31 protein-coding genes are annotated in these 26,995 nt (G+C 68.2%); 12 read left to right on the plus strand and 19 right to left on the minus strand.

The genetic code is table 11. The features are described 5' to 3' along the window. Nucleotides 1-58 precede the first annotated feature (58 nt). Complete coding sequence (locus tag ACLQ2O_RS23505; RefSeq protein ID WP_425834844.1) at nucleotides 59-412, minus strand: hypothetical protein; 354 nt, start codon at nucleotides 410-412, stop codon at nucleotides 59-61. Between the two features lie 182 nt (nucleotides 413-594). On the opposite strand from ACLQ2O_RS23505, the gene ACLQ2O_RS23510 reads away from it, so the two are divergent. Together ACLQ2O_RS23510 and ACLQ2O_RS23515 are read left to right on the plus strand one after the other, a co-directional pair. Further along, nucleotides 595-1,167, plus strand: coding sequence for an ArsR/SmtB family transcription factor (locus tag ACLQ2O_RS23510; RefSeq protein ID WP_425834846.1), 573 nt, complete (start codon nucleotides 595-597; stop codon nucleotides 1,165-1,167). Beyond that, nucleotides 1,164-2,492: an MFS transporter gene (locus ACLQ2O_RS23515; protein WP_425834848.1), complete on the plus strand. Its 1,329-nt coding sequence runs from the start codon at nucleotides 1,164-1,166 to the stop codon at nucleotides 2,490-2,492. The genes ACLQ2O_RS23510 and ACLQ2O_RS23515 overlap by 4 nt, the downstream gene beginning before the upstream one ends. On the opposite strand, the gene ACLQ2O_RS23520 is transcribed toward ACLQ2O_RS23515, so the two are convergent. Further along, a complete protein-coding gene (locus tag ACLQ2O_RS23520) occupies nucleotides 2,422-3,159 on the minus strand; it encodes a hypothetical protein (RefSeq protein ID WP_425834850.1) in 738 nt (245 codons plus the stop codon). The two genes, ACLQ2O_RS23515 and ACLQ2O_RS23520, sit on opposite strands and share 71 nt — an antisense overlap. 210 nt (nucleotides 3,160-3,369) lie before the next feature. On the opposite strand from ACLQ2O_RS23520, the gene ACLQ2O_RS23525 reads away from it, so the two are divergent. Then, nucleotides 3,370-3,537 (plus strand): hypothetical protein, encoded by a 168-nt coding sequence (locus ACLQ2O_RS23525; protein ID WP_425834852.1) that lies wholly within the window; start codon nucleotides 3,370-3,372, stop codon nucleotides 3,535-3,537. Between the two features lie 126 nt (nucleotides 3,538-3,663). Continuing rightward, complete coding sequence (locus tag ACLQ2O_RS23530; RefSeq protein WP_425834854.1) at nucleotides 3,664-3,852, plus strand: hypothetical protein; 189 nt, start codon at nucleotides 3,664-3,666, stop codon at nucleotides 3,850-3,852. A gap of 71 nt (nucleotides 3,853-3,923) precedes the next feature. Here the strand turns inward: ACLQ2O_RS23530 and ACLQ2O_RS23535 are convergent, their stop codons facing one another. The 14 genes from ACLQ2O_RS23535 to ACLQ2O_RS23600 all read right to left on the minus strand — a co-directional run bounded on the left by ACLQ2O_RS23535 (nucleotide 3,924) and on the right by ACLQ2O_RS23600 (nucleotide 15,651). After that, nucleotides 3,924-4,181: a hypothetical protein gene (locus tag ACLQ2O_RS23535; RefSeq protein WP_425834856.1), complete on the minus strand. Its 258-nt coding sequence runs from the start codon at nucleotides 4,179-4,181 to the stop codon at nucleotides 3,924-3,926. Further along, nucleotides 4,178-4,789, minus strand: coding sequence for a hypothetical protein (locus ACLQ2O_RS23540; RefSeq protein ID WP_425834858.1), 612 nt, complete (start codon nucleotides 4,787-4,789; stop codon nucleotides 4,178-4,180). The genes ACLQ2O_RS23535 and ACLQ2O_RS23540 overlap by 4 nt, the downstream gene beginning before the upstream one ends. 11 nt (nucleotides 4,790-4,800) lie before the next feature. After that, nucleotides 4,801-6,456 (minus strand): hypothetical protein, encoded by a 1,656-nt coding sequence (locus tag ACLQ2O_RS23545; protein ID WP_425834860.1) that lies wholly within the window; start codon nucleotides 6,454-6,456, stop codon nucleotides 4,801-4,803. Further along, nucleotides 6,453-8,294: a phage tail tape measure protein gene (locus tag ACLQ2O_RS23550; RefSeq protein WP_425834862.1), complete on the minus strand. Its 1,842-nt coding sequence runs from the start codon at nucleotides 8,292-8,294 to the stop codon at nucleotides 6,453-6,455. The genes ACLQ2O_RS23545 and ACLQ2O_RS23550 overlap by 4 nt, the downstream gene beginning before the upstream one ends. A 135-nt stretch (nucleotides 8,295-8,429) precedes the next feature. Then, a complete protein-coding gene (locus ACLQ2O_RS23555) occupies nucleotides 8,430-8,717 on the minus strand; it encodes a hypothetical protein (RefSeq protein ID WP_425834864.1) in 288 nt (95 codons plus the stop codon). Then, nucleotides 8,714-9,094 (minus strand): hypothetical protein, encoded by a 381-nt coding sequence (locus ACLQ2O_RS23560; protein ID WP_425834865.1) that lies wholly within the window; start codon nucleotides 9,092-9,094, stop codon nucleotides 8,714-8,716. Before ACLQ2O_RS23560 ends, ACLQ2O_RS23555 begins: the two co-directional genes overlap by 4 nt. Continuing rightward, complete coding sequence (locus ACLQ2O_RS23565) at nucleotides 9,094-9,516, minus strand: hypothetical protein (RefSeq protein WP_425834867.1); 423 nt, start codon at nucleotides 9,514-9,516, stop codon at nucleotides 9,094-9,096. The genes ACLQ2O_RS23560 and ACLQ2O_RS23565 overlap by 1 nt, the downstream gene beginning before the upstream one ends. Before the next feature lies 1 nt (nucleotide 9,517). Beyond that, nucleotides 9,518-9,859, minus strand: coding sequence for a hypothetical protein (locus tag ACLQ2O_RS23570; protein ID WP_425834869.1), 342 nt, complete (start codon nucleotides 9,857-9,859; stop codon nucleotides 9,518-9,520). Next, entirely contained in the window at nucleotides 9,859-10,179 is a 321-nt protein-coding gene (locus ACLQ2O_RS23575; protein WP_425834871.1) for a hypothetical protein, read from the minus strand. The genes ACLQ2O_RS23570 and ACLQ2O_RS23575 overlap by 1 nt, the downstream gene beginning before the upstream one ends. Nucleotides 10,180-10,217: 38 nt before the next feature. Beyond that, nucleotides 10,218-13,052, minus strand: coding sequence for a phage portal protein (locus ACLQ2O_RS23580; protein WP_425834873.1), 2,835 nt, complete (start codon nucleotides 13,050-13,052; stop codon nucleotides 10,218-10,220). Nucleotides 13,053-13,128: 76 nt separating this feature from the next. Then, nucleotides 13,129-14,556: a hypothetical protein gene (locus tag ACLQ2O_RS23585; RefSeq protein WP_425834875.1), complete on the minus strand. Its 1,428-nt coding sequence runs from the start codon at nucleotides 14,554-14,556 to the stop codon at nucleotides 13,129-13,131. Further along, nucleotides 14,553-14,807, minus strand: a complete 255-nt coding sequence (locus tag ACLQ2O_RS23590) for a hypothetical protein (protein WP_425834877.1) — start codon at nucleotides 14,805-14,807, stop codon at nucleotides 14,553-14,555. Before ACLQ2O_RS23590 ends, ACLQ2O_RS23585 begins: the two co-directional genes overlap by 4 nt. After that, nucleotides 14,804-15,388 carry a hypothetical protein gene (locus ACLQ2O_RS23595; RefSeq protein WP_425834879.1) on the minus strand — a complete coding sequence of 195 codons (585 nt, stop codon included), beginning with the start codon at nucleotides 15,386-15,388 and terminating at the stop codon, nucleotides 14,804-14,806. Before ACLQ2O_RS23595 ends, ACLQ2O_RS23590 begins: the two co-directional genes overlap by 4 nt. An 8-nt stretch (nucleotides 15,389-15,396) precedes the next feature. Next, a complete protein-coding gene (locus tag ACLQ2O_RS23600) occupies nucleotides 15,397-15,651 on the minus strand; it encodes an HNH endonuclease (protein ID WP_425834881.1) in 255 nt (84 codons plus the stop codon). Nucleotides 15,652-16,307: 656 nt separating this feature from the next. Here ACLQ2O_RS23600 and ACLQ2O_RS23605 point away from each other — a divergent pair. From ACLQ2O_RS23605 to ACLQ2O_RS23620, 4 genes are read left to right on the plus strand one after another with little or no spacing between them, the layout of a single operon-like run. Next, complete coding sequence (locus ACLQ2O_RS23605) at nucleotides 16,308-16,667, plus strand: hypothetical protein (RefSeq protein ID WP_425834883.1); 360 nt, start codon at nucleotides 16,308-16,310, stop codon at nucleotides 16,665-16,667. Next, nucleotides 16,664-16,855: a hypothetical protein gene (locus ACLQ2O_RS23610; RefSeq protein WP_425834885.1), complete on the plus strand. Its 192-nt coding sequence runs from the start codon at nucleotides 16,664-16,666 to the stop codon at nucleotides 16,853-16,855. Before ACLQ2O_RS23605 ends, ACLQ2O_RS23610 begins: the two co-directional genes overlap by 4 nt. Further along, on the plus strand, nucleotides 16,845-18,293 hold the full coding sequence (locus ACLQ2O_RS23615; protein WP_425834887.1) for a hypothetical protein: 1,449 nt from the start codon (nucleotides 16,845-16,847) through the stop codon (nucleotides 18,291-18,293). The genes ACLQ2O_RS23610 and ACLQ2O_RS23615 overlap by 11 nt, the downstream gene beginning before the upstream one ends. A gap of 35 nt (nucleotides 18,294-18,328) precedes the next feature. Continuing rightward, a complete protein-coding gene (locus tag ACLQ2O_RS23620; protein ID WP_425834889.1) occupies nucleotides 18,329-18,649 on the plus strand; it encodes a hypothetical protein in 321 nt (106 codons plus the stop codon). Between the two features lie 74 nt (nucleotides 18,650-18,723). On the opposite strand, the gene ACLQ2O_RS23625 is transcribed toward ACLQ2O_RS23620, so the two are convergent. The 3 genes from ACLQ2O_RS23625 to ACLQ2O_RS23635 all read right to left on the minus strand — a co-directional run bounded on the left by ACLQ2O_RS23625 (nucleotide 18,724) and on the right by ACLQ2O_RS23635 (nucleotide 22,355). Then, nucleotides 18,724-20,259, minus strand: coding sequence for a recombinase family protein (locus ACLQ2O_RS23625; RefSeq protein ID WP_425834891.1), 1,536 nt, complete (start codon nucleotides 20,257-20,259; stop codon nucleotides 18,724-18,726). Next, entirely contained in the window at nucleotides 20,201-20,530 is a 330-nt protein-coding gene (locus tag ACLQ2O_RS23630; RefSeq protein ID WP_425834893.1) for a hypothetical protein, read from the minus strand. The genes ACLQ2O_RS23625 and ACLQ2O_RS23630 overlap by 59 nt, the downstream gene beginning before the upstream one ends. A 124-nt stretch (nucleotides 20,531-20,654) precedes the next feature. Beyond that, nucleotides 20,655-22,355: an acyltransferase gene (locus tag ACLQ2O_RS23635; protein ID WP_425834895.1), complete on the minus strand. Its 1,701-nt coding sequence runs from the start codon at nucleotides 22,353-22,355 to the stop codon at nucleotides 20,655-20,657. A 97-nt stretch (nucleotides 22,356-22,452) separates the two neighbouring features. Here ACLQ2O_RS23635 and ACLQ2O_RS23640 point away from each other — a divergent pair, with 97 nt between their 5' ends. The 4 genes from ACLQ2O_RS23640 to ACLQ2O_RS23655 all read left to right on the plus strand — a co-directional run bounded on the left by ACLQ2O_RS23640 (nucleotide 22,453) and on the right by ACLQ2O_RS23655 (nucleotide 26,989). Next, nucleotides 22,453-23,556 carry a LacI family DNA-binding transcriptional regulator gene (locus ACLQ2O_RS23640; RefSeq protein WP_425834897.1) on the plus strand — a complete coding sequence of 368 codons (1,104 nt, stop codon included), beginning with the start codon at nucleotides 22,453-22,455 and terminating at the stop codon, nucleotides 23,554-23,556. A 215-nt stretch (nucleotides 23,557-23,771) separates the two neighbouring features. Further along, nucleotides 23,772-25,088, plus strand: coding sequence for an ABC transporter substrate-binding protein (locus ACLQ2O_RS23645; RefSeq protein WP_425834899.1), 1,317 nt, complete (start codon nucleotides 23,772-23,774; stop codon nucleotides 25,086-25,088). 88 nt (nucleotides 25,089-25,176) lie between these two features. Further along, nucleotides 25,177-26,157: a carbohydrate ABC transporter permease gene (locus ACLQ2O_RS23650; protein ID WP_425834901.1), complete on the plus strand. Its 981-nt coding sequence runs from the start codon at nucleotides 25,177-25,179 to the stop codon at nucleotides 26,155-26,157. Next, entirely contained in the window at nucleotides 26,150-26,989 is an 840-nt protein-coding gene (locus ACLQ2O_RS23655; protein ID WP_425834903.1) for a carbohydrate ABC transporter permease, read from the plus strand. Before ACLQ2O_RS23650 ends, ACLQ2O_RS23655 begins: the two co-directional genes overlap by 8 nt. Nucleotides 26,990-26,995: the final 6 nt, after the last annotated feature.

Raw genomic sequence — 26,995 nt, forward strand, 5'->3', positions numbered from 1 at the left:
CGACCACTCCCTCGCGTAACAAAAGGGTCTCGCTCAGCCACGGTCCGGACACCTCTCGTCAGCTGATCTTCTCGTCCTCGCCGAGCAGGCCGAGCGATCTCAGCCGGGTGGCGATCCCGCCCGGCTGGCGGCCTAGCGCGGTCACCAGCTCGTCCAGGCCGGCCTTCTCGTGCCACAGCTTGGTGAGCAGCTCCTCCTGGTCCTCGGTCCAGACCCGGAAGGCGTTGGGATGGGCCTTGCGGGCCTCCTCGATCTTGCGGGTCATCGACCGGGCGCTGATCACCTCCAGGGAACGGATCCGGAGCTGGCGGTGGCGACCGACTTCCTCGCCCTCGCGCCAGAAGACGACCACGCCGTCGTCGAAGGTCATCAGGTCGGCCGGAACGTCGCAGTAGTCAGCGTCCTCGAGCATCACTCGCAGCATGGTCCTACCTCCAGGTGGGTGGGTTGTTCTTGCTCTCGTGAACAAGGTGCCGCGCGACCGCCCGATCCCGGAGACGGCTTCACAAGCTGTGGACAACCCTCACAACAGACCACAAAGCCGCTTTGCAAAATCTCTTTGCAAAGCGGCTTTGCAGTTCTACCGTAGGAGCCATGAGTGAGGACAAGGACGACATCGTCCGCCTGGACGGCCGGATCCTGCGGGCACTGGCCCACCCGATGCGCAACCGCATCATCGGGCTGCTGCGGATCCACGGCCCGCAGACGGCCACCACGCTGGCCGGGCGGCTCGGGGTCAACACCGGCGCCACCAGCTACCACCTGCGCCAGCTCGCCGAGGCCGGACTGGCCGAGGAGGACGAGAGCCGCGGCAACGCCCGGGACCGGTGGTGGAAGGCCTCGCACCAGAGCACCGAGTTCGACGCCGCCGCGCTGCTGCAGACCGAGCCGGAGCTCACGCTCAGCTTCCTGCACGGCATCGGCCAGACCTACGCGCAGAACATGTTCCGTGCGATCGACAGCTGGCAGACGCTCGAGCCCGAGTGGCGCGAGGCGACGCTGCTGTCCGACTGGGCCTTCCACCTCACCCCGGAGCAGCTGGAGGCGCTGACCGGCGAGGTGCTGGCCGTCTTCGACAAGTACCGCTCGGACCTGACCCAGCCGGCCCCGGAGGGGACCGAGAAGGTCACCATCCAGATCCAGGCCTTCCCCTGGGAGAACGAATGAGCACGCCCCAAGCCACCAGTACGCCGTACAGGGCGCCGCTGATCGCGTTCCTGATCGCCAACGTGGTGTCGGTCTGCGGCACCCGGGTGAGCACGATCGCGATCCCCTGGTTCGTGCTGATGAGCACCGGGTCGCCGGTCAAGACGGGCATCGTCGCGCTGGCGGAGATGCTGCCGCTGGTGCTCAGCAAGGCGCTCGGCGGTCCCCTGATCGACCGGATCGGGCCGAAGCGGGTCAGCGTCACCACTGACACCGCCAGCCTGGTGGTCGTCGCGCTCATCCCGCTGCTGCACCACCTGGAGGCGCTGAGCTTCCCAGCACTGCTGGGACTGGTCGCCGTGGCGGGTGCGCTGCGCGGCCCGGGCGACGCGGCGAAGGGCACGCTGATCCCGGACATCGCGGAGGCGGCCAGGACTCCGTTGGAGCGAGTCACCGGGCTGGAGAGCACGACCGAGCGCCTCGCGGGGTTCATCGCGTTCGCCGTAGCCGGGGCCCTGATCGCACTGGTCGGTGAGGCGAACGCGCTGCTGATCGACGCCGTGTCGTTCGGCTTCTGCGCGCTGCTGATCCAGCGCTGGATCCCGGGCCGGAAGCGACCGGCAGGAGCCACGAGCGAAGCAGCCGAGGAGCAGAGCAGCGAGGGCAGCTACCTGGAGCGTCTCCACGAGGGCTGGCGGTTCATCCGCGGCGACAAGCTGCTGTTCTCCCTGATCGTGATGATCGCCGTCACCAACCTGCTCGACGCGGCCTTCTCGGTGGTCCTGCTGCCCGTCTGGATCAGGGACCACGACTACGGCCCCGAGCACTTCAGCCTGGCGCTCGCCGTCTTCAGTCTCTTCGCCACTGTGTTCGCTCTGGTCGCGGCGGCGATCGGCGACAAGGTGCCTCGCAAGCTGGTCTTCACCGCAGCGTTCCTGATCTGCGGCGCCCCGCGCTTCCTCGTCATGGCGTTCGACAGCCCGCTGTGGGCGCTGCTGGTGGTCTGCGCCGTCGGCGGTATCGGCGCAGGCTTCATCAACCCCGTGCTCGGCGCCCTGTTCATCGAGCGGATCCCCCGCCCGCTGCTGGGCCGGGTCAACTCACTGGGCGACGCCCTGGCCTGGACCGGCGTGCCGCTGGGTGGTGTGGTCGCCGGTGCGGCCATCGCCGGGATCGGCATGGCTCCGGCCCTGCTGGCGGCCGCTGCCATCTATTTCGTCGCCACCACTTCCCCGCTGCTCTTCGGCCGCGGCGAGAACTGGGGCGGCCGGCAGCCTAGGCGGAGTCGTCTGGATCCTTCGGAAACGGCGGACCGTCCGGTGGCAACCGCTTCATCGCAGCCGTAGCCGCGGTGCGCTCGGCCTCGCGCCGCAGCCGGTCCCGCTCGGCCCCGAGCAGACCGAGCAGTACGAGGTCGAGCAGCATCCCACCGACCGCGGCGAACTGCGTCCCGGCGAACTGGAACACCTGAGTCACCAGCAACGACACCAGTACGGCGAGCTCGAACAGCCGCACCGCCCGAGCCCGGTCCCCGGCCCGCAGCCGCAGCCACCCTCGGACGGTGAAGGTGGCCGACAGCACGCTCCCGGCAGCAACCCCCAGTACGGGGAAGTCGGTCAGCAGCTGCCCCCGGTCGAACCGGATCCCAGCAGCGATCGCAGGAGCTCCCAACGCCTGCAGAGCCAGTACGACGACAGCAACGGCCGGCGCGTACGGATGCGTGGCCAGCCGGTCGAAGCCCCGCTTCGCCGCCCGCCAGGCCGCGTCGACCGGCGCGGCCAGCTCCACCTCGTCCGGCTCGACCACAGCCAGCAGAGCACGCGTCTCGCGACGCCCGACAACCTCCGGCCCGACCTGGCGCAGTTGCTCCGACGCCTGGGCCAGCCGGCGCCGGGACAGCCCACCGGCGACTCCTTCGACGGCGTGGTCGACCACGTTGGCCAGCTGCTCCCGCGGGTCGATCGGCCGCCGGGTGGTGACGAACCGGCTGCCCAGCACGATCAGCACGAACACGACGTACACGATCGCGGCGGTGGGTTGGTAGAAGTAGTTGTTGTCCGACGTGACGAACTTCAGTTTCAGGGCATGTTCCTAGCCTTGGAGGCTCCCTGTGCTACTCGAAGTGATCCGCGTATCCATGCCGCTCGCCGAGTTGGTCATCCTGATGGGCGGCGCGTTCGTCGCCGGCCTCGCGCTCGGCTTCTGGCTCTGGCGTCGCTGACCATGGACACGTTCCGCATCTACTTCACTGCCGCCGAGCACGGCGAAGAGCGCTTCATCGAGGTGAAGGCCGTGACCCCCGCCCAGGCGCTGGCCGGCTTCTACCGCGCGTGGCGCAAGACCGATCGACCCGACCCGGCCAGCGTCGAGTGCAAGCGCATGACGCAGTGACTGACAAGCCGACCACGCGTTAGGCTTCCTGACATCTCGCTCCACCGGGGGCGAGAGCGGCGACGGGCCGTGCTGAGAACACGAGCCCGCCGCCTGGACACCCTCCACGACACCTTGGAGAGCACCGTGAGCACATCTTTTCAGACGGCGCGCCCGCGCCCCGCCCGACACAAGCTGAAGCCACGCCGCCTAGGCCGCTGGGGCGGCCGGGCGGCGCTGGTCGCCGAGCTGGACCACCTGATGAACGAGCCACTGACCGACACCGAGCGGGTCACCCGGATCGCGGCCCTGATCTACCCGCCTGACCAGAGCTGACCAGCAGCACGCAGAACGACAGCACCCCCGGTGAGGAGGACACCGGGGGTGCTTGCTTGTGTGGCTGGCCGTCAGGAGACCGGGCCGCCGATGACGTACGGCGGGTCACCGAGCTGGGCGCTGCAGTCGCACGGGCCGAGCGTCTCCCAGCTCACCGAGGTGCCCTCGACGGGGACGTAGGCGGTCTGGTCGGCTTCGACGTCGTCCTGTGCCTCCTCCAGGGTCGCGCGGGTGGTCAGCGTGGTGTGGCACTCGCCGTACCGCGTGTAGTTGCGCTCGGAGCGGTAGGCGTGCCAGTGCAGCGGCGGGGGTTCGTTCGGCTCGGTCACGAGATTCCGTTCAGGGGTTCGTAGATGACTTGCCAGGTGTAGGTGTCGCCGGTCGCGACGGCGGCCGGCGCATTGAAGGCGACGCGTGCGTTGTTGTTGGTCGTCATCAGCGCGATCGACGTCGAGGACACCGGGACGACCAGGAGGCCGTGCTCAGCGCCCCCGCTGCGTCGCAGGATGCCGTACCCCTTCGGGCCGTTCAGGCTGTACGCCTCGACGGGCAGGTTGATGAAGTAGCCCGCCGAGCCGGCACCGGTGGTCGAGCCACGGACGAAGCCGTACTCCGCCACGACCTTGCCGCCCGAGTACCGCCACCGACACGTCAGCGATCCGTTGCCGATCGGGATCACGGTCGGCGCGGACAGGGTCGCGTTCTGCGTCTTCCAGAACGACTCCTGCGGCTTCCAGATGCCCGAACCCTCGTACGAGTACAGGGTGCTCGATGCGTCCGACCAGGCGTACATACCGCCCGTGCGGACGCCGGCGCCGAGGTTGGTCACCAGGGCCGTATCCGAGCTGAACCGCATGATGGTCTGGCCCATCAGGTAGCCGTCGATGTCGTCGGCGTCCAGCGTCGTCAGGTTCGCGAAGTCCTTGAATCCAGCCACGAGGGCCCTCCTTAGGTTCGGACGTAGACGCCGACGCGGCCGGGCTGTCCCTCGCGCAGTTGCGCTGACGGGTCGCCTTGGCCGGGCTCGGCGTTGGTTGAGTAGTTGACCCAGACGTTGACCGGGACGCCGAGCGGGAACAGGTTCTTGCTCACGGTGGTGATGACCGGGTCGCCGGCCTCCGCGTTGGTGACGAGGAAGCTCTTGACGTTGCTGGTCAGCTCGACGTCGAAGCTGGTCAGGCCGGAGTAGACGTCCAGGTCGGCGTAGAACACCCGGACCCACCACTGCGACACACCGGCCGGCAGGTACGGGGTCACCCACTGCAGGTCCAGGTAGTTGGGGTCCGCGTTGGGCGCGATCGTGCCGACGTCCGGGATGGGTCCGGGGTCGAGATCGGACTGACGGTCCAGCAGGTGATGCGGGCCAAGCTCGTAGTCGACCAGCCAGCGGTACGGCGTGATGCGGTGCGTCCGGCCCAGCACCGCGACGTTCTCGGTCCCGCCGTTCGCGGTGACCTTGGCCATGCCCGGGATGACGCCGTCGAGCTGGGCGATGGTCTGCAGTGGCGTGCTGAGAGTCCGAGTCGTTGCCTGCGGCCTCGACTTGATCGGCAGCGTGGACACGATGATGCGCGTCGTACGGTCGGCCTGCGGGGTCGCCTCGTGCCAGTACGACGGACCAAGGTCAACCTCGGTGTCGGTCGGATAGGCCGAGCCGGCGCGGAACGGTCCGGCGTAGAAGTCCGTGCCGCCGTTGGAGAACGTCACCTTGACGGAGTCGGTCCACAGGTCGGCGTCGGTGCCCCAGTCGCGCTCGCTGTACCCAACGCGCGCCTCCTGGCCGATGTGGTCGTCGCCGGCCAGGGCAACCGGCGTGATCGCCTCATCGGTGAACTCCAGCGGCGCGCCGGCGTCCGCTGAGACCTTGGTCAGCCAGCGGTTGTTCGGCCACAGGCTGATCCGGCCCGGTGAGGTGAGCTGGTAGGTCCGGTTCCACAGGCGCAGCGCGCTACGGATGGTCTCGCCTAGGGTCGGCGTCTGGTCGGCGATCGTGACGTACTTCCACCACGAGGCGTAGGCCGTGCCGTCGTCCTGGCCGATGTTGCGCAGGTTCAGCGGGAAATCGCCGAGGTCGAGTTGCACGTCTACCTCAAGCCCTGTCCACGAAGCGATGCGCTCTTGCACGTCGGTCGCCGTCAGGAAGTTCCTGGCCGGCGTCGCGGCGTTGGCCAGGCGCTCCTCGCCGTTGGTGGCCCGCATCGACACCCGGAACGTCTTGACGGGCGTGTTGCCGGCCAGGTGCTCTCGATCCAGGTCGACGGACTCGGTCCACGACGGGTCCTTGAGCGTGCCACGGAACACCTCGACGTCGCCGTACTTCACCGAGAGCCGCTTGCCGTCCAGCTCGACAATCTCCGGCAGCGTCGCCGAGACCGAACACACCGGGGTCTCGCGGTGCACGAACAGGCCGTCTTCGACAGTTGTGGTCTCGGTGATCGTGCACGAGGTGAAGTCGCCGGCCAGCTCGACGTCAGGGCCGTCCGCGCCGAGCAGGTCCGGGCCACCGAGCAGCGACTCACCGATCGTGAACGCCTTGGTGGCGGTGAAGAACCCGAGCTTAGTCCGGTCGTAGTTCGAGCCGTCGGCCCATCCCGGGCGCGTCACTGGAACAGCCAGACGGGCAGCGGGCCGTTCATCTTGGTGTACTCCTTGAGCGCGGCAACGACTCGCCGGCCAACGTCCGGGCCATCGGTGAGCGCGTAGACGTTGATCACCGGCACCGGCGCGATCGTGCGCGGCGGCGGGCCGATCGTGCGAGGCGCGCCGGCCGGGGCGGACTGCCGGACGCCCTTCGACTGGTCCGGCACGACACCGATCAGCTTCTCGTAGAACGTCGTGGTGACCGTGACGTTCTTGTCCTTCAGGCTGTTCAGCTTCGCCTGAGCGTTGTTCACCTGGGTCTGCAGGGCCCTGATGTCGGCGTTGAGCTTGGCCTTGCGCTCGGCGGTCAGCTTCGGGTCTTGCAGCGCGGTCTTCGCGTCGCGGAGCTTCTGATCGAGCGTCGCCTTGTCCGCGTTCAGCTTGGCCGTCAGCTTGGCCTTCTGGATCGCCGACTGAGTCGTTGCGATCCCGCCGCGCGCCTCACCGAGAGCGGTCAGGGTGCGGTCGGTGAAGCCTTCCATGGCGTCGGCAGCCTTGCCGGCGGCCTGCGACACGGGTCCCGGCACGACGGAGAACACAGCCTGGATCGTGCGCAGCGTCGTGACGCCCCAGGTGTTCAGGGTGCCCGTCATGGTCTCCAGGCCGGCCAGGAAGTTGTCCACGAAGCTCAGCACGCCGGCTGAGGCGTCCAGGGCCCACGTGGCGATGATGAACTTGCCGGGCCCGTTCAGGTACTCCAGGAAGCGAGTCACGCTCGGCAGCGCGTACTTGACGAACAGGTCCACGAACGTCTGCGTGGCTTGACGCTTGAGGGTTTCGAGCTGGGCGGTCGGGGTCGCGGACAGGGCAGCGTTCACCCTGTCGGACGCGCCGGCCACCTGCCCGAGGGAAGCGGCAGCGGTGGACAGGTCGGCCTTCTGGAACGCGCCGCCCAGGTCCTCGAACTGCGTACCGAACAGCGCGACGCCGGCAGCGTTGCGCTTCACCGGATCCTCGATCGCATTGAGCGCGGTCAGCACCTCGCCGAACGCGGTCTTGGCGGTCGGGCCGCCGGCAGCGATCTTGGCCGCCATGGTCTCGGCGTTCAGACCGATCGAGGTGAAGCCGGCCACGGTCGCCTTGCTGCCGTCCACGGCCCGGATGCTGAACTCCTTGATCGCGTCGGCGGCAACGTCGGAGTCGCGCGCGCCACCCTGTAGCAGCTGGTTGATGAGCCCGAGCGAGGCGGTGCCGTCGAGCCCGAGCTTCTGGAACTGCACGCCGTACTCGTTGAAGGTGTCCAGCAGGTCCTCAGACTTGTTGATGCCGAGCTGCTGTCCACGCGTCAGGAGGTCGAACGCTGCAGTGGCGCTCGGGGCCAGGTTGGTCTTCAGCATCTGGGCAACGGCGCGCGTCGACTCGACGGCATCGCCACCGGTCAGCTTCGAGTAGGTCGCGACCTGCGCGCCGAGTGCGGTGATCTCTTCCTTGGTGTTCTTCACCGACACAAGGCCGTTCTCGAACGCCGCCTTGGTGATGTCGGCGGTCTCCTGCAGCGACGAGCCGTAGCCCTGCTTGTACAGGTCGCCGGCCGCCTCGCCGGCCTTCTCGGCGTCGGCACCGGCAAGGCCGAGCTGCGCGCCGAGGGTCGCCTTGATCTCGGAGGTGTTCAGGGCAGCGACGACGCCGCCGACCACGACAGCACCGAGCCCGAGCGCGATGCCGGCCAGCGGCGGACCGGCGGACTTCAGGCCGGCACCGATCTTGCCGAACGACGACGTAGCGCTGTCGGCGACGGAGTTGAACTCCTTCTTGGCGTCCTTGCCATCGGCAAGAATGCTGATCCGAATCGGACCGCCCACGGCGCTACCCCCTTGTCTTATTGACGAAATCGATGAACGCGTGTCGCTGAAGTCGAGTCAGGTACGGGTAGTCCCGCGGACTAACCCCCGTGGCCACACAGAAGGCGGCCAGGTCATCGGCCGCTCGGCGTGTGGCTAGGATCCTTTTCCCACAAGGGATTCCGGCTCGTCAGGGAACGGTTCGTCCGGCTCTTCCTCGAACAGGGCCGAGACCTCGGTCTGCGCCATGCCCTGCACGCGCTTGAAGGCCTCGGCGAGCTTGATGCCCTCGTTGCGGCTGACCACCACGGCGGACAGGGCCCGGATCAGCTTGAGCTGCCGGCCCTCGCTGGTCAGCGCCTCGACAGTCTTGCCGCACACCTTCTCGATCTCGTCCTCGTCGAAGCCCGTCAGGGTCTCGATGACCTCGGTTGCAGTCTTCATTGCAGGCCCTCCTGGCCGATGAGTGAGTCGATGGCCTGCTCAAGCGATGCCAGCGCGGTGGGCTGGATCTCCTGATCGGCCTTCTGGAGAAAGCCGGACGGCTCGATGCCGCGCGACTTCCACCCGAAGTTGATCGGCCCGGCGTACGGGACGCGGGCCCGACCAACGGTCACAACCGCCTTGTTCTTGGCGCGGTTGCCTCGTGCTGAGCCAGCGAGCCGGCCAGTCCTCGACGGTGCGAGGCCGGCCGTGATGCGGGCCCCCTTGGCGGCGATCTCACCGAAGGCAGACTTCAGGTCGTCCACTCCCACACCAACCTGCGTGAGGGAGCGGACCACCTTGTTCAGCCCGACGATGCGGACGCCACCCTTGGCCATCAGACCGCGATGACCTTGGTCGGCTTGGCCGTGAGCTGCCAGACGCACTCGACGGTCATCCGCGCGGTGGTCGACACGTTGGCCTCGCCACCCAGCAGATCGCCATCCGGCTCCGTCACGACAGCGATGAAGTCGTAGTGCGGCTGGGTGGCCGACGGAACCTCGTTGCCGTAGGGGATAAAGGTCCCCGTGACCTCGGTGCCGGCGCCGGTCCAGATCAGATCCCACAGCGTGTCCGCAACGAGATCCTGCGCGGCGGTGAAGGCGAGCGCGTACTGACGCGAGCCGCCGGCCGCAGCCTGAGCGAAGGTCAGGAAGTCGCTGTCAGCGGCCCCCGTGGTGATGCGAGCATTGCTGACCTCGGCGGAGCGCTCGGCCCCGTCGATCTCCAGCTTGAGCAGTCGTGTTCCCAGTTGGGCCATGTCAGTTCTCCCGGTGTCCCGTGACGGTGAGGACAGGGAGCGCTCCGCTGTCCAGTGCTAGTGATTGGGGTTGGATGCTGGTCACCACGAGGTGGTCAGCAAGCGCGTTGTAGAGCAGAGGCGTTAGCTCGTCAGCGCGCTTCTCGGCGGTCGCGATGTCGGCCGGTAGGACGATGTAGACCTGCCAGTACGCCTCGCCACCAAAGGTGTTCGGGTACTCGATCCGGTCCAGCCGGACGAACCCGCTGCCAGCCTTGGTGGCCTGACGGAAGTACGGCGCGATGCTGATTCCGTCGATCGCGCTGACCGCGTCGGCCAGCTCGGTGCGCACTGCCTCGCTCATCAGCCGACCACCAGCCGGCGCCACGGCGCCTCAAGTCGACGGACCTCTTGATCCGTGCCGACGCGAGTGGTCTGGACGGTCGCCTCACCCATCGCGACGTTGAGCCCGAGCGGCAGGTTTCGCCTTGCCAGGTTGGCCGCAACGCGACGACAGAGAGCCTCGGCCAGGTCTGCCGGCCAGTCCTCGGGGGTCGACGGAACGCGGCAGACGCTGGACTGCGCGGCCTCTTCGGCGAGAAGGGCAGCGCTGACCTCCTCGGTGTTCCAGAGCGCGTCATCACCGAGATAGGTGGCGACGGCGGTCAGGTCCGGCTTGTTCATAGCTGCCCTCCTCTCCGTTGTGCCGTTGGGGATCCGACTCAGGCGGTCGGGTCGTAGGTGATCTCACGGACGCCGGTCAGGTCGCTGATCGCGGCGGCCGAGTAGCCCCAGATGGCCAGGTCGACGTACGCCACGCGGTACTGGAACTCCAGGCGCTGGGGCGCGGTGTTCCAGACGTGCACGTCGTTGGTGTCCACGAGGTAGCTGGACTCCGAGACGGCGCCGGACGCACCGAGCGACCAGGCCGGGACGAACTCGACGCCGGCCACGTCCAGGGACGCGAAGCGCGAGCGCGCCTGGCCGTTCGCGTTGGTCGGGCCGTAGATCGGCAGCAGCTTGCGGCCGGTCGAGTCGGTCGCGTCGGCGAGACGCTTGTAGAGGTCGACGTGCGTACCGGCGAAGTTGAAGGTGTTGCCACCCCGAACGAACTGCAGGCCGGCCAGCTCACCTTCGAGCTGATCCACGAGCGCGGCGTCGACGGCCGCCGTGGCGAGCGCGATGGCGGTCGGGGTCGCGGCGTCCAGGACGGCGACGGCCTTGGCCTCCAGCGCCTCGTACCACGCGCGGACCATCTTGTTCCAGATGAGCCCGGAGACCTGCGGGTTGCCGCCCGCATCGAACACCTCGCGGGTGATCTCAACCTTGCCGCTCGACGCGGTCGGCGTCACGGTCTGGCTGCCGGCCACGAAACTACCCGGGGTCGGCTCCACGCCCTCGGTGTGGTCGCCCACCAGGCCGGAAGCGCTGGTGAACTTCGGGAAGGTGAACGGCGTCTGGTCGGCGAGCGGACCCTTGTACAGCGCGTCGTAGAACGGCGTCACGTACGCCTTCTGGTCGACGTACATGTCAGGCCGGTTGCGGGCCGGGTTGAGGGACGCGACGTTCGCGCTGTCCACGTCGAACGTCGCGGCCTGGAAGGCTTCCTGCGTGAACTTGGTGGCGCGCTGCATCGCCTCGCTGTCGCCACGTGCGCCGGCGAACAGGTCGGACGAGAAGTCGTGTTCGCCACGGACGCCGTCGAAGCGGTACGGCGCGGCCTCGGTCACGGTGAACTGCGCGACCTTCTGCGGCTCGGGCTTGACCTCTTCGGCCGGCTTGGCAACGAGCGCGGTCAGCGCGGCGATCTGCTCGGCGGTGAACTGCGGGGTGACCGACGCGTCGGCCTCGGGGGTGACCTTGGTGTCGGTCATGGCGGTGCCTTCCTTGGAGATGTGCTTGCTCGCGGCAACGGCTGTCACGCGGGCGGAGTCGAATGCGGGAGTGGGCGTGAGGCTGACCTCGGCCAGCGGCGCCGCGACGGCGTACAGAACGCCGTCCTTCTCGTCGTAGGTGCCGCCCAGGCCGACACCGATGGACAGGCCGTCCTTGACCAGCTCGGACGCCATGAGCAGCGCCTCATCGCCGGCCGGGGTGGCGATGACCTTGAAGGTCGCCACGAGTCCGGCGTCGGTGTCTTCGAGCTTCACTGCGCGGCCGATCGGCTTACCCCAGTCGTGGCCGTCCAGGAACTTGACCCGCGACACGTCGTCCCACTTCAGGGAGCCCTTCGCGAACGACCAGTCACGGCCGTTCGAGCGGGCCACGGCGCCGTACGGGACGGCGAGACCGGTGATGGTGCGGGCGGTCAGGTCGACCTTGAACTGTGCGGCGGCGGCCGGAGCGTCAAAGGTCAGCTCGACCGACTCGTCTGCGAAGTTGCTAGCGGCAACAGTGGCCGCGGAATTAGTCACGTCGGCGTTCCTCTCGGCGCCGGCCAGCGGCTGACGGTCCTCCAGCTCGCGGACCTCGTCCACGGTCAGGAAGCCGCCGGCCAGGGCAGCGGAATAGGCGGAGTAGCGGGTAGTGGTGTCGCCACGGAGGAAGCCGTCCAGGTTGAACCGGACGTACGTGCCGCGAGGGCAGACGTCGTTCAGGGACAGGCGTTGCTCGACGGCAGAGATGAACGGCTGCAGGGTGTTGGTCACCCGCTCGCGCCGGGACTGCTCCAGGTTCTGGTAGGTCCGGCTGGTCACGGAGACGCCGAGATCGTCGGCGTCGATGCCGAACACCCGCGCGATTTCCAGTACGGCGTGCTGGCGGGCGTCGGCTAGCTGCAGGTCGCGCGGGTTGATGAGCTGGCCCTGTTCGAGCTTCAGCGCGGCCGGCACGTAGCCGGTCACGCCGGACTGCCGGGCGGCCTGCCACTCGTTGAGCAGAGTCTTGATCGCGGCGTCGTCGGCCGGGTCGGCGCCCTCGGCCGGGACGAAGTACTCCCGAGCCTGCGGGTTCTCGGCGAAGCGGCGGGCCAGGTCATCCAGCAGCAGGGCCGAGCGGATCGCGCGGGCACCAGTGGTCAGCACGCCATCGCGAGGCGAGACGAACTGAATGACGTCGAACTCGTTGACGAGCTTGCCGTCGATCCGAATCTCGTCGCGGTCTTCATCGACCTCGACGCGATGCGGCGCGATTCGCTTACCCCACAGGGGAAACAGGTCCGAACCGCGCTCGGTGACCAGCCAGAAGGCGACCCGGTCGAACAGGAGATCTTCGACGGTGCGCGTGATGGTGACGACGCGCGGCACGCCACGCTCGGGCTGCTCCAGGAAGCTGGACGGCCGCTCGGCCTTCTTGCTGTCGAGCATGTCGAGCGGGAGCGTGCCGATGGTGCCGGCGATCAGGTCGCGAGACCGGGAGACGGCCGGGACGGAGAGGGCCGACTTGCGATCAACCCGAGGCGCGTAGGCGACCGGATTGGCGTAGCCCTGTAGGCCGAAGATTTCGGCCGGGATCGAGTCGGCGTCGACCGCAAACGTCTGCTCTGCAGGGGCGGTCAGGGCATGGGCGTGCTCGACCACCGGACCGGTGAGACCAAGAGCGCGCGAGAACCATCCCATTCCCGATTATACGCGTACGTGTACGTATAGATGTGGCTCGATCGAAGGTCACGGAGAGTAGTCCGCGGGCTCACTGTCAGTCAGGCAGGATCACCCGGAGCGCGCCGACCACGGGCAGGGTGCGGGCCAGATGGACGGCGCCGGCCGCCGCGTACACCGCGTCAACGTGCCCGTCCTTGCGGGAGAACACGAAGCCATCACCCCGGCGGAGCTTGCCAGCGGCGGCGGCCTGGCTGGTCAGCAGCGGATCGCCAGGGTGCAGCAGTCGGCGGGCCGAGACCTGCTCGACAAAGCCCTGACAGACCGCCGGCACGTCGCCGGCCTTCAGCTCGTGGGCCCGCTTCAGGTCGCGCAGGTCGGCGGCCAGGGCAGCACCGGGCCCGCCAGGGAACCAGCCCAGGGCTCGCGGCCTGACCCGCTCCAGCAGGGCCGGCAGCGCCTTGCGTGCCTCGTCCGGCGACGACCAGGCCGCAACGACCTCGGCCCGGACTCGCCCGTCCGGCATGGTCGCGGCGGCCGCGAGGGTTACGTGTCGCTGGTCGGGAGCGACGTCGAGGCAGGCCACCACCCGATCACGGGCGAAGTTCAGCGAGCCGATCTTGTCCTTGCCGTCGTTCCAGGCCGCCAGGTCGATCGGGCTGTCCAGGGAGCTGACCCGCTGGCACAGCACCTCGGTCCGGAAGGTGGCCGGCGGATCAGTGGCCAGCGCGGTCCGGATCGACCGCTCGTCCACGGTGTGACCGAGGGCAGGGTTGGCCTGCTTCCACGCCTCGACGTCGTCCAGGTCACAGCCGTCCGGAGCTGACCACTCGATCAGGGCAATGCTGTCGTCGCCGGCCAGCGCTGCAGCCCGTAGCGAGTTCAGTACGACGGACTGGTCGTCGCCGGCGTTGGAGATCGCGACGATGAGTGAGCCGGGTCGGGCCATGGTGGTCTTCGACAGAGCCGACCAGGCCGCCCAGTCCCGCTGCGTGCGCAGTTCGTCCAGGATCAGCAGGTCGACGGACAGACCTCGGCCGGCCTTGGCGTTGCTGGCCGTGATCTTGTACCGGCCGCCGGCGGCCTCGAACTCCTGCTCACCGTTGACGCGTCGTACGCGGCCCAGCTCGCCGGCCAGCTCGGGTGAGTCCTCGACCACGTCGAGCGCGCCCTGCCAGGACTCTCGAGCGATGTCGAGCGACTGGGCGGCGCCGAGCACGAGCCGGGCCCCACGGAGGTAGAGGAACCACAGAGCGACCAGGCGGAGCAGGTACGTCTTGCCCTGCTGGCGGCTGAGCAGCGTGAGGATGACCGAGCGTGTAAACCGCCCATGCTCGTCCACCTCGAACGCGATGTCGGCCCAGCGACGCTGCCACGGCAGCAGATCGGCGCCGGCCAGCTCGCAGAACTCGGCGAACTGCGGGCCGAGCGTTGAGGCACCGGGCGTCGGGGCCGGCGAGATGTTCGGTTCAGGGTTGCCGACCAGCGGCTCTGTACGCCTGCCTGCGGCCACGAGCGTCGTCACCCTGCCTGAACCCCGCGTAGAGCCTGCAGACGGCTAGGGCCCTGTGCGGCGGGCTGGCCCTCGGCGTCCTGGCGGATCTGGCGAAGGACGGCGGCCAGCTTGGGACCGACCAGGGCGGTAGTCGCGGGATCTCCGGCGTACTCGTCCAGGATCGCGGCGTATCGCTTGGCAAGCTCGACGGTTCCGGCGTGCTGGTCGCTGTCCACCCGCAGGCCGGCGAGGGTCCGGGCGACCTCTTCACTCATCGTCACGCGGCTTGCCCCCTCGTCGCCAGCGTCTTAGCCAGATGATGGCGCTTGCACAGCAGTTGCAAGCGGTAGTCGGTGATGGGCTGGCCGGTGCGCACGATCCGGCGAAGCACCGCCTGCAGGGTCTCGACCTCTCGATGCGCGGCGCCGTTGTTGTCGACGTGGTCGAACTCCAGGTCTTCCACAGAACCGCACTCGATGCACTGGCCGCCGTAGATCCGCACAGCGCGAAGCACGAAGTAGGCGGCAGACATCTCGTCGCGCTTGGCCTGCCAGTAGGCCCGCCTGCGGTCACGGTTCGCTCGGTAGTAGGCGCCGGCCTTGGCTCGGTCGCATCCCTTGCAGATCGACTTGAATCCGCAGCGCTTCGAAGCGTCTCGGGCGAACTCGACGGTCGGCAGGGTCCTCTTGCACTTGGTGCAGGTCTTCGTGTCCATTCCCAATTTTACGCGAGAGGATGTCTCTCCCGTGGCCGTTTCCCCAAGTTCTAGGGGGGATACGGAGAGGGCGGCGGTGTCCTGGCCGGCCAGGCTGCGGGAAAAACCGGCCAGCTCGACGCGACTCGACGGACTCGCGATGTTCATGGGTCCCGTCACCACTTCGTCGCGGTGATGGGCTCGGGGTCACCGGTCGGTCGACCTTTGCTCGTGTTGCAGTGCTCGCATGCTGCTTGCATGTCGGTCAGGTCTTCGCTCACGCCCTTGCCGAGCTTGTGATCCACGTGAGTCGCCCGGCCAGTGCACCCGGGCCCGTTGATCTGGCAGCGGAAGCCATCGCGTTCCAGTACGACGGGACGTACGACCTCGCGCCAGTACCGCGTGCTGCCCTTGCCATCCCAGCCGGCCATGCCACCCACCTCCCTACCCGGGAATCAGACGGGCCCCCTGCCTTGTGAGGCAGGGGGCCCACCCCCTCGGCCAGACCCCATGACCAGCCATCCCCATTATACGTAGCCTGCCTACGCATCGGGGCGGATCGGGCAGGTTGTCAGGTAGCCGACCACTGCGTGTGACTACCGCCGGCCTACTGGCGGGGCGGTGTACATCTGAGGGCGGTGTACATGTACACCCGCCCGAGTGATCGTCCACCACCCTGGATCTCCCTATAATCAGTTATCTTGACTACTTAGAGTTATAGCTAATTACAGGCTGTAGAACTTTTGACAGGTTTTCTGACATCTGTCCACTCGCCAGGGTGTACAGGTACACCCGCATGTCCACCCCTGCGTACACGCCCTGCGTCTGGTCGGCATGGTTACACAGCGTGGCGCCCATTGTGTGGTGTAGCTCACATTGACTTTCTCGATTTCACTCCGACGCGGCCTCTCCAGGTCTGGGACAGTAGAGGTAAGTCGCAAGGTGCGCGGGACGTAGATCCACCGGTCAGGTGGTGAGCTGGTAGGCGAGATGCCGCCAGGACTCAGGCCCCGCGTAGGTCCCCTCCGAAGGGACGCCGGGCGCGCGATCCGTACCCCCATTCGCGCCCCATCCTTCGGAGTCCACCATGAACCCCAACGCGAAGTTCAGCCCTCGCGGCTCGCAGTTTGCAAACGAGCACGCCCGTCAGCTCAAGGTCGCGCCGGTGACCGCCTGGCGCTGGTCGGCCGGTCATCGCCTCGCCGTCGTCGCCTGCCCGTACTGCTCGGCCGAACACGAACACGTCGTACCCACCGAGCTGGCCATCGACGCCCCGCTGATCCGCGAGGCGCGGTGCACGGTTCAGAAGGATCGCCGGCACGGCACGTACCGCCTGGCCCTGCCTGACGACGGCAGTACGTCGTTTACACGGGACCCGATCGATCCCGAGACCGATCCGTACTTCGACTATCTCTCGCAGGTCCTGGCCGGCGGCGGTCACCGATGAACGTCGGCCAGGCCGCAGAGCTGTTCTTCGAGATGCCCCACGCTGACGCCTTCCCGCCTGACCAAGCGGTGACGTTGATCAAGGCGTGGTCCCGGCTGCCGCACTCCCCCGCTGAGCTCGCCGCTGAGCTCGGCCTGATCGCTGCCACGTTCAGTGCGGACCAGGAGGACCCCACCCATGACCGCTGACACCCACACCCCGGACGACACGATTGCCGGCTGCGCGAAGGATTGCACCGGCTTCCTGCACGCGATCAGCTCCTGCGAATGCAGCGACGACTGCCAGCCGTGCATCGACCACGAGGCAGCCGAGGAGGCCAAGCGGGCGGAGAGGGAGGCCAACCCGCCGGCCAAGCCCGCACTGTCCGTGGTCCGCGATGAGCCGGAGCCTGACCCGTTCGCCGGCTTCTGGGACCAGCGCGAGAGCCTGTCTCACCTGCGTGACTTCGCTCGGGCCCGGATGGCCAGCCCGTGGGCCGTGCTCGGCGCCGTCATGGGCCGCGCGACGTGCTCCGTCCCGCCCAGCACCACCCTGCCACCCATCGTGGGTGGTGAGGCCAGCCTCAACCTGTTCGTCGCTCTGGTCGGCCGTTCTGGCGGCGGGAAGGGTGCGGCCGAGTCTGCCGCGCGTGACGCGATCAACTTCGGTGACCTGGAAGTCGCGACGCTCGGGTCCGGCGAGGGGATCATGCACCTGTACAGCCAGTACGGCACCGACGAGCAGGGGAACAAGGGTCCGCAGCGCATTCGTGACAGCGTGCTGTTCACGGCGCCCGAGATCGACCAGATGGCTGCCCTTGGTGGCCGGCAGTCCAGCACGCTCATGCCGACGCTGCGGTCCGCGTGGTCCGGCGAGCGGCTCGGGTTCAGCTACGCGAACCGCGAGAAGGCACTACCGCTGGAGGCGCATACCTACCGGCTCGGCCTCGTGGTCGGCGTGCAGCCGGCGCGCGCGTTCGCCTTGCTGGACGAGTCGGACGGTGGCACGCCGCAGCGTTTCGTGTGGCTGCCCACCGAGGACCCCGAGGCGACCGGCGACGTACCGGATGCGCCGCCGGCCAGGGATCTACGCGCAGCGGGGCGCTGGCTCACGGGCCCGCTCAAGCTGCCTGAGGTGATCTGGGAGACCATCCGGGCAAACCGCCTCGCGACGCTGCGCGGCGAGACCGAGGCTCTCGACGGGCATTCCCTGCTGTGTCGCGAGAAGGTCGCCGTTGCGCTGTGCATCATCGACGGCCGGCGGGTGGTTACCGAGGATGACTGGGACGTGGCCGGCCAGGTCATGGCCAAGTCCGACGAGACGCGCACGGCCGTGCAGAAGGTGCTCAACGACGAGAAGACCAAGCTGAGCGAGGCGCGCGGTGTTGCCGCCGGAGTTCAGCAGGTCGTCACGGACGAGTTCGTCCATGACCGCACGTTGGACCGGATCGGCAAGAACGTCCTGCGGGTCATCCGCCAGCAAGGCGGAGAGCTGGCCGGCGCTGCTCTGCGAAGGACGATCGCCCACCGTGACCGCGACCTACTGGACGACGCGCTGACGAAGCTCGGCTTGGCCGGCAAGCTCACCCGCCGGCAGGACCGCGACCCGTTCGGCCAGACCACCACGCACTACCGCCTCCCGCAGTAACCCACGAAACCCCAACCCCACAAGGGAGAACCACCATGAACGAGAACGCCAAGACTGCCGGCCAGTTCCACCCGTGCGCACCTGGTCAGGTGCTGCACACTCGTGGCCCGGTCAAGCAGGAGGACGACACGACGACCGTCGAGGACAGCTACTACCCGCTGATCGGGTGGTACGTGACGCATGACCCGGAGGATGGCCGGCCGGAGTTCGAGGCGGTCTTCATCGATCCGAGCTGGGATGCGATGACCCCGCAGACGTACCGCGAGTGGCGCAAGTACGTCGCGCCGTACGACGGTGGCGAACAGGTTGTCGGGATCGAGCCGGCGCCGCAGCCCGCCGGCATGCTGACCATCTGACCGCACCACCACAGCAGAGAGCCCCGCAATCCCTTGTACGCAAGGGAAGCGGGGCTCTGCTGTGTTTACACGGGCTAGGCGGGCCAGCCGGAGTAGTCGCCGATCGCCCATTCGAACTCGACCCGCTCGGCGATGGTCGCGCGCTTGCGGTCGGCCTTGACGCTCGGCCGGATGACCGCCGGGCCCCGCAGCGCCTGCCGGACGATCGTGTTGCGCTGGTCGGCGTCGCCAGCCTCCCATGTCGATCGGATCGTTCGGCCGCTCGCGACCACCTTGGTGATCAGCTCTTCCGGCGCGGCCTCCAACGTACGACGCGCCTCTTGGGCGGCCTGGAAGGCGGCCAGGGTGTCGCCGTCTGGGCCAGCCAGCAACGCGGCTTGTGCTGCCTCCTCGGCCTGGATCGCGGCCTCTAACTGGTCGGCGCCGGCCACGCTGGTCACGCGCTCCAGGTAAGGCACATCTCCGAACGCCGTCAGGATCTCGTCGGTGAGGAAGGGTTCGACCATCTTCGCGTGGATCGAGACCGGAGCGTCGCACGGGAACCCCTCGTGGAAGGAACGGCACTTGTACCGCTTCTCGTCGCATTCCAGCGGCCGGCCGCAGCCCCCACAGATCAGCGCGCCGCCGCGCAGGAATCGCTCGGTCGGTCGGCCACCGCCACGCTTCGCCTTCGGTATCGGCTTGCCGACCGCGTCGACCTCCGGAGCGAATTTCAGGATGAGCTGACGGACGGTTGCGGTGTCGAGCGCGAACTTGGCCGAGGCGTCGGAGAGCAGGGTCTCCATCAGGTTGGTTGCGCCCCAGGTGCCTGACTTGCCGTGCGGTCGTGGCGCGTGCTGCTCGCCGGCCGCCGCGACATACGGGACCGTTCGGCTGTTGAACTCGCGTGCCAGCGTGCGCAGCGACGTGCCAGCGAGCGCACGCCGCGCGGCCTCCCGTGTCAGCGGGATCTCGTCCTCACGGGCGGCCAGGACCTTCACCCTGCGGCCCTGCTCATCCTCGACCAGGACGACTTTGGTACCGAACGGCACGACGCCGCCCGGATACCGGCCGGCCTTGGCCAGGTTGACGCGACGTTCCTTGGCGCGTGCCTTGATCCGGTTCAGCTCGGCGCGGGCAAGCTCGGCCTCGATGACGAACTGCAGGCGGAACGCGTTGTCGTTGTCACTGTCCAACCCGTTCAGAGTCATCACGCGGACGGGCTTGGGCTGTCCCTCGGCGTTCCCCTCGACCAGTTCGAGCACCCGCACAGCCGTCTCTAGGCCGTCACGGGTGATCCGGTCGGTGTGGGGAGCAATCAGGATGTCCGCGCGGCCGGTCGCCCCGTCGGCGAGCCAGGCCCGCAGTCCTTCCCGGTCCTTCAGCGCGCCCGAGACGCCGTCGTCGATGTGCTCGCCGACCACGATGGCGCCCAGTCGCGCGGCCAGCTCGCGGCAGCGGTCAAGCCAGCCCTGCAGGGACAGGTTCTCTTCGTCGCTGGCCTTGGATAGCCGGCCGAGGATGCTCGCGGTGAGTGGCATGCGTGCTACCTTAGCCGAACGGCCCGAAACTCTAGTCCGAGGTGACGAACTTGCCGACCTCGTCGATGAACAGGCCGAAGCCGATCCCACCGACCAGCGCGGCCGCCGGGCGGACCACCGGACCGACGTACGCGAGCAGCAGGACGATGCTGACCAGCATCAGCAGCCCGCCGGGCAGGACGTGGGCGATGTGCAGGCCCTTGCCGCCGATCTGCGGGTAGCCGCTGAGCTGCAGGATCAGCCGGGTGATCAGCACGGTTGCCACGCCGGACACCACGAAGGTGGTCAGGTGCTCGCCGCTGCGGACGTTGCGGACCAGTCCCGCGCGCATCAGGTACGGCGACCGCGTTGTGCTCGTCATTGGCGCGAGGTTACCGCCCGGCTCGCCAGGACCTCAGCGGGTGAGCGAGGCGATCACCACGATGGCGACAAGTGCCAGCAGTACGACAGAGGTGACGAGCCGTCGGGTCCGGGGGTCCACCGGCTCAGGCTAGTAGATGACCTCCGGGCGGAGTGACCAGCGGGTCGGGCCGGTGGACACCACGAGGCTCGTACCCGAGGTGCTCGGCCGCGCCGAGGTAGTCGGCGAGCAGCCAGATGACCGCCAGCCACATCTCCGTGCCCTGGAGCCCGGGGATCGACCGGTTGTCGGTGCCGTCCGGAGCGAAGGCGAAACCCTCACCGTCGACCCAGCGGGTCAGGATGCCGTCCAGCGCGTCCACGGCCCAGCGCTCACCTTCAGCGCGCCCGTACGACGTCTGCTTGCCGGCCAGCCAGAGCGGGTGGATGACGTCGAGGAAGTTGCAGGAGTTGTAGCCGTCGCTCGAGAAGGCCGTCCGGTCCTGGGCGTGGGTCAGCACGGTCTTGATCGCCTGCTCCGGGTACGGCAGGGGCAGGCCGAACTGGGCGTAGGTGCCGCGGGTCAGCCGGTAGAACCCGTTGACGACCTGCAGCCAGCCGTCGTCGGGGTGGTGGTTGCCCCAGGTGCCGGTCGCCGGGTCGGCCCGGGCGGTCAGCCAGCCGAAGGTGGTGAAGAACGTGTCGCCCGGATCTTCCTTGTGGTCATGGATGTTTCGGGCCATCGCGGTGCCGAGGGCATCGAGTCCGCTGCCGGCGCTCCAGGAGTGCCTTGCCCAAGGCAACTCGTCGAGCTGACGGGTCAGGTCGGACGGGAGGGCGACGGGGTGCTCGAAGCTGCTGCCGAGCAACTGCAGGGCGTAGCCGACGCAGAGGATGTGGTAGCTGGCCGGGCCCTGCAGCACCGAGAGGCCGGTGAAGTCGGGCTTGTCGTTACCCGCCAGGTCGCCGGGGGCGACCAGGCCGGTCGCCGGGTCCTGGCGGGAACGGAGGCGGCGGATCAGGTCCTCGGCGGTGTGGCCTTCCGGCGTACGGCGCAGGAGGAGGTCGGAGATCTCGATCGCGTCGCACCACGGGCGGATCGCGGGCTCGGCGTCGATGCCGGGGCGGTCGATGAAGCGTTCGCCGTCGTACGAGCGGGCCAGTACGTCGCCGACCTGGTCGCGAGCGCGGGAGGCGAAGGCGGCGAGACGTTCGGGGAGGTCTGCACCGGTACCGGCGGAAGCCGAGGCGGCGGCGGCGCCCGAGGAGCCGGCCGCAGCAGAGCGGACCGCGGCCGGCTGGCGCCGGTCCCGGAGCACCCGTGCCGGGTTGCCGGCGGCGATCGACCACGCCGGGACGTCCTTGGTGACCACCGCGCCGGCGCCGATGATGCTGTGCGGGCCGATCGTGACGCCGTCCAGCACGATCGCGTTCGAGCCGATCCAGACGTCGTCGCCGACGGTGATGCCGCGCGCGGTGTGCGGCTGGCGGAAGATCGGCTGGTCGGTCCGGCTGCTGCCGTGGTTGAAGGCCAGCAGCGACGCGTGCGCGCCGATCCGGACGCCGTCGCCGATGGTGATCTTGCCGCGGACCACGGCGTACGGGTTGACCGTGGAGTCCGAGCCGAGGCTGATCTCGCCGGTCACGTAGCTGTTCGCGGCCAGGTACGACCGCTCCCCCATGCGGAGCTCGTCACAGAAGACGGCCGCCGTCGAGGCGACGTACACGTCGGCGGCGAGCTCGACCTTGCCGGTCAGCTCGCCGTGGCGTTCGGCCTGCTCGGCACGCTCCTCCTCGGTGGCGCGGCGGGCGTACTCCCAGGGCAGGAAATCCAGGCGATCGACCATGGGATAACGCTATCCGCAACTCGTGACGCGCGCCTCACGACGGCCAGTCGCTGAGACGCGCTGCTACTCTCCGGAACATGCGGGGCGGGAGACACAGATGATCGACACCGGATCCTCGGACGGCGAGCAGACCGCCGGCGACACCCCGGCCGGCACTGCCGCACGCCCCGGCCGCCGGGTCACGATCAGCGACCTCGCCCGCCGCCTGGACATCTCGAAGGCCTCGGTCTCCTACGCCCTGAACGGCCGGTCCGGCGTCAGCGAGGAGACCCGGCAGCGCGTGCTCCAGCTGGCCGAGGAGCTCGGCTTCCACCCGAACTCGGCCGCCGTCGCGCTGTCCGCGAGCCGGACCCGGACGATCGGCATCGTGATCGCCCGCGACCCCGCGCTGATCTCCACCGAAGCGTTCTACATGCGCACGCTGGTCGGCATCGAGCAGTACCTGAACGAGGTCGACTCCTCCCTGCTGCTCCGGCTCACCGGCGAGCACGGCGAGGACCTGGACGTCCTGCGGCGCTGGAGCCGCCAGGGCCGCGTGGACGGGTTCATCCTGTTCGACGAGCACCACGACGACCCGCGCATCGCGCTGCTGAAGGAGCTGGGCGTGCCGAGCGTCGTCGTCAGCTCGAACGCTCCGGCGGACGGGGTCGGCCGGTTGATCAGCTCGCCGGAGGAGACCGTGCTGCTCCTGCTCGACCACCTGGTCGAGCTGGGCCACCGGGACATCGCCCACGTCAGCGGGCCCTTCCACTTCGTGCACGAGGAGCTCCGGGTGCAGCTGCTCCAGGAGCACGCCGTACGGCGGGGCGTCCGGATCCGCCACTACGAGGGCAACTACCGGTATGAGGACGGCGCCGAGATCACCCGACAGGTCCTCACCGGCAGCGACCGGCCGACCGCGCTGGTGCTCGGCAACGACCTGATGGCCGTCGCGGCCCTCCGGGTCGCCACCGAGCTCGGCACCGTCGTACCGGACGAGCTGTCGATCGTCGCCTGGGACGACTCACCCCTGTGCGAGCTGGCCCGGCCGGGCATCACCGCGGTCGACCAGCAGACGATGCAACGCGGCCGGGCCGCGGCCGACCTGCTGTTCCGGATCGCGGCCGGCGACGCCCAGCTGCATGTGGAGGCTCCGGGCGGGGTACTGCGGGCCCGCGAGTCGAGCGCTCGCGCGCCGTACCGGGCCGGGAACCCGGAGTAAGTTGAAATCGCAACACTGCCGCAACCGCACCTTGCGCACTCGTGCGCGAAGCTGCCGATAACCCGCAGCCGGTTCCGTTCTGGTCACGGAGCAGTAACGAACCAGACCCGACTGAACCGGTTAGGGTTTACCAACTTAACCGGTTAGGCCACTCTGGGCCCTAACAACCAGCCTCTGCTCCCTGCCAGAGGCTCGATGGGACGAGGGAGTCCGACGTGAGACTGCGTTCGCTTGTAGCCGCAGTAGCGGTGTCCGCCTTGGGAATCAGCCTGGCCGCCTGTGGTGGCAGCGACTCCGGTGATTCCTCCGGCGGTGGTGGCGGAGACGCCACGCTGACCTACTGGGCCAGCAACCAGGGCACCAGCCTGGACAACGACAAGCAGGTCCTGACCCCGGTGCTGGAGAAGTTCACCCAGGAGACCGGCGTGAAGGTCAACCTGGAGGTGATCGGCTGGAACGACCTGCAGACCCGGATCCAGACCGCGATCACCTCCGGCCAGGCGCCGGACGTGGTGAACATCGGCAACACCTGGGCCGCCTCGCTGCAGGCGACCGATGCGTTCATGCCCTTCGACGGCGACGCGATGACGGCGATCGGCGGGAAGGACAAGTTCGTGCCGACGGCTCTGGCGACCGGCGGCAAGGAAGGCACCGACCCGACGTCGGTCCCGCTCTACGGTCTGGCCTACGGCCTGTACTACAACAAGGCGATGTTCGCCGCGGCGGGTGTGCAGCCGCCGAAGACCTGGGAGGAGATGGTGACGGCCGCGCAGAAGCTGACCATCCCCGCCAAGAAGCAGTGGGGCATGGCGCTCGCGGCCGGCAGCTACACCGAGAACGTGCACTTCGCGTTCATCAACGCCGCGCAGAACAAGGCCGACTGGTTCGACGCCGACGGCAAGCCGACCTTCACCGGTGACGGCAACGTGCAGGGTGTGCTGCGCTACCTCGACCTGATGCAGAAGGACAAGGTCGCCAACCCGTCGAACGCCCAGTACGACAACGGCACCAAGTCGGTGAACGACTTCGCGACCAAGAAGGTCGCGATGGTGATCAACCAGAACAACGCCGACTCCTCGATCGTCGCCAACGGCATGAAGGCCGGCGAGTACGGCGTCGTACCGTTCCCCGCGCCGGCCTCCGGCGAGCAGGTCGCCAGCCACGTGGCCGGGATCAACCTGTCAGTCTTCAAGAACACCAAGAACAAGGACGCGGCGCTCAAGTTCGTCAAGTACATGACGGACGCGACCACCCAGACCACGCTGGGCAAGCCGTTCTCCTCGCTGCCGGTGCTCAAGGACGCCAAGCCGGTCTTCACCACCGACGCGACCGAGGCGGCGACGTTCCAGGACATCTACAACACCAAGTCCAAGCCGCTGCCGCTGGTGCCGGCCGAGGACCAGTTCGAGTCCACCGTGGGCAAGGCGATGAACAGCATGTTCGCCAAGATCGCGACCGGCGGGACCGTGTCCGCCGACGACGTCAAGGCGGCGCTGCAGACCGCCCAGGACCAGGTGGCCGCGAGCAGCTGACCGTGTGACCAGTGGCCCGGGCGAACGAGCCCGGGCCACTGAACACGTCAGCCCATCAGCACCCAGAAGACAGGAGGCGACCCCCGAGATGTCCGTCGCCACACAGGAAGCGACGCCGGCCGCCGCGAGACCTGCGAAGAAGAAGAGCAAGCCCGGCCTCGAGCGCCGGCCCGGTCTGAACCGGTGGCTTCCCTATCTGCTGCTGGCACCCGCGGTGCTGGCCGAACTGCTCATCCACATCATCCCGATGATCGTCGGGATCTGGATGAGTTTCGTGAAACTGACCAAGTTCTTCATCTCGAACTGGTCCGCGGCCCCCGGTGCCGGGCTCAACAACTACAAGATCGCGCTCGACTTCGACAACGCCGTCGGCGAGGGCCTGCTGAAGTCGTTCGGCGTGACGGTCGTCTTCTCGCTCGTCACCGTCGCGCTGTCCTGGGTGCTCGGCATGGCCGCGGCGGTCGCGCTGCAGCCGCCGTTCAAGGGCCGCAGCATCCTGCGCACGCTGTTCCTGGTGCCGTACGCGCTGCCGGCGTACGCCGGGATCCTGACCTGGAACTTCATGCTCCAGCGGGACACGGGCGCGGTGAACCACGTGGCCGAGCAGCTGCACCTCAGCGACGGCACGACGTTCTGGCTGATCGGCAGCAACGCGCTGATCTCGCTGATCGCGGTCGCGACCTGGAAGCTGTGGACGTTCGCGTTCCTCACGCTGATGGCCGGGCTGCAGAGCATCCCGGGCGACCTGTACGAGGCCGCCTCGGTGGACGGCGCCGGCAACATCCGGCAGTGGCGCAACATCACGCTGCCGTCGCTGCGGCCGGTCAACCTGGTGCTCGTGCTGGTGCTGTTCCTGTGGACGTTCAGCGACTTCAACACGCCGTACGTGCTGTTCGGTACGGCGCAGCCACCGGCCGGTGACCTGATCACGTTCCACATCTACAACGCGTCGTTCCTGACCTGGAACTTCGGCACCGGCGCCGCGATGTCCGTGCTGCTGCTGATCTTCCTGATGATCGTCACCGGCATCTACCTGCTCGTCACCGGAAGGCGGTCGCGTCGTGCGTGAGACCCAGGGCTTCAAGATGTACCGCGGCGTCGTACTGGTCGTGCTCGGGCTGTTCGTGCTGGTCCCGCTGTACGTCATGGTCACGTCGTCGCTCAAGCCGCTGAAGGACGTGCAGGGCGCGTTCACCTGGTGGCCGTCGAACCTGACCATCGACCCGTTCATCGACATGTGGAAGACCGTGCCGCTGGCCCGGTACTTCGTGAACAGCACGATCGTCTCGGTCGCCGCGACGGCGTTCTCGGTGGTGCTGGCGATCCTGGCCGCGTTCGCGGTGTCGCGGTTCAAGTTCCGCGGGCGGACGGTGTTCACCACCACGGTGCTGTCGACGCAGATGTTCCCCGGCGTGCTGTTCCTGCTGCCGCTGTTCCTGATCTTCGTGAACATCAACAACGGGCTCGGCGTGCAGCTGGTCGGGACCCGGCTCGGGTTGATCATCACCTACCTGACCTTCAGCCTGCCGTTCTCGATCTGGATGCTGGCCGGGTACTTCGACAGCATCCCGCGGGAGCTGGACGAGGCCGCGATGGTCGACGGTTGCGGACCGATGGGCGCGCTCTGGCGCGTCGTGCTGCCGGCCGCGCGGCCGGGCGTGATCGCGGTCGCGATCTACTCCTTCATGACCGCCTGGGGAGAAGTGCTGTTCGCGTCGGTGATGACGACCGAGGCGAACCGGACGTTGTCGGTGGGTCTGCGGCAGTACTCGACGCAGACCAACATCTACTGGAACCAGATCATGGCCGCCGCCCTGATCGTCAGCATCCCCGTGGTCATCGGCTTCCTGCTGGCCCAGCGCCACTTCGTCGCCGGCGTCACGGCGGGTGCGGTCAAGTAGTTCCTC

The sequence above is a fragment of the Kribbella sp. DT2 genome, from assembly GCF_049844575.1.
Classification (GTDB): domain Bacteria; phylum Actinomycetota; class Actinomycetes; order Propionibacteriales; family Kribbellaceae; genus Kribbella.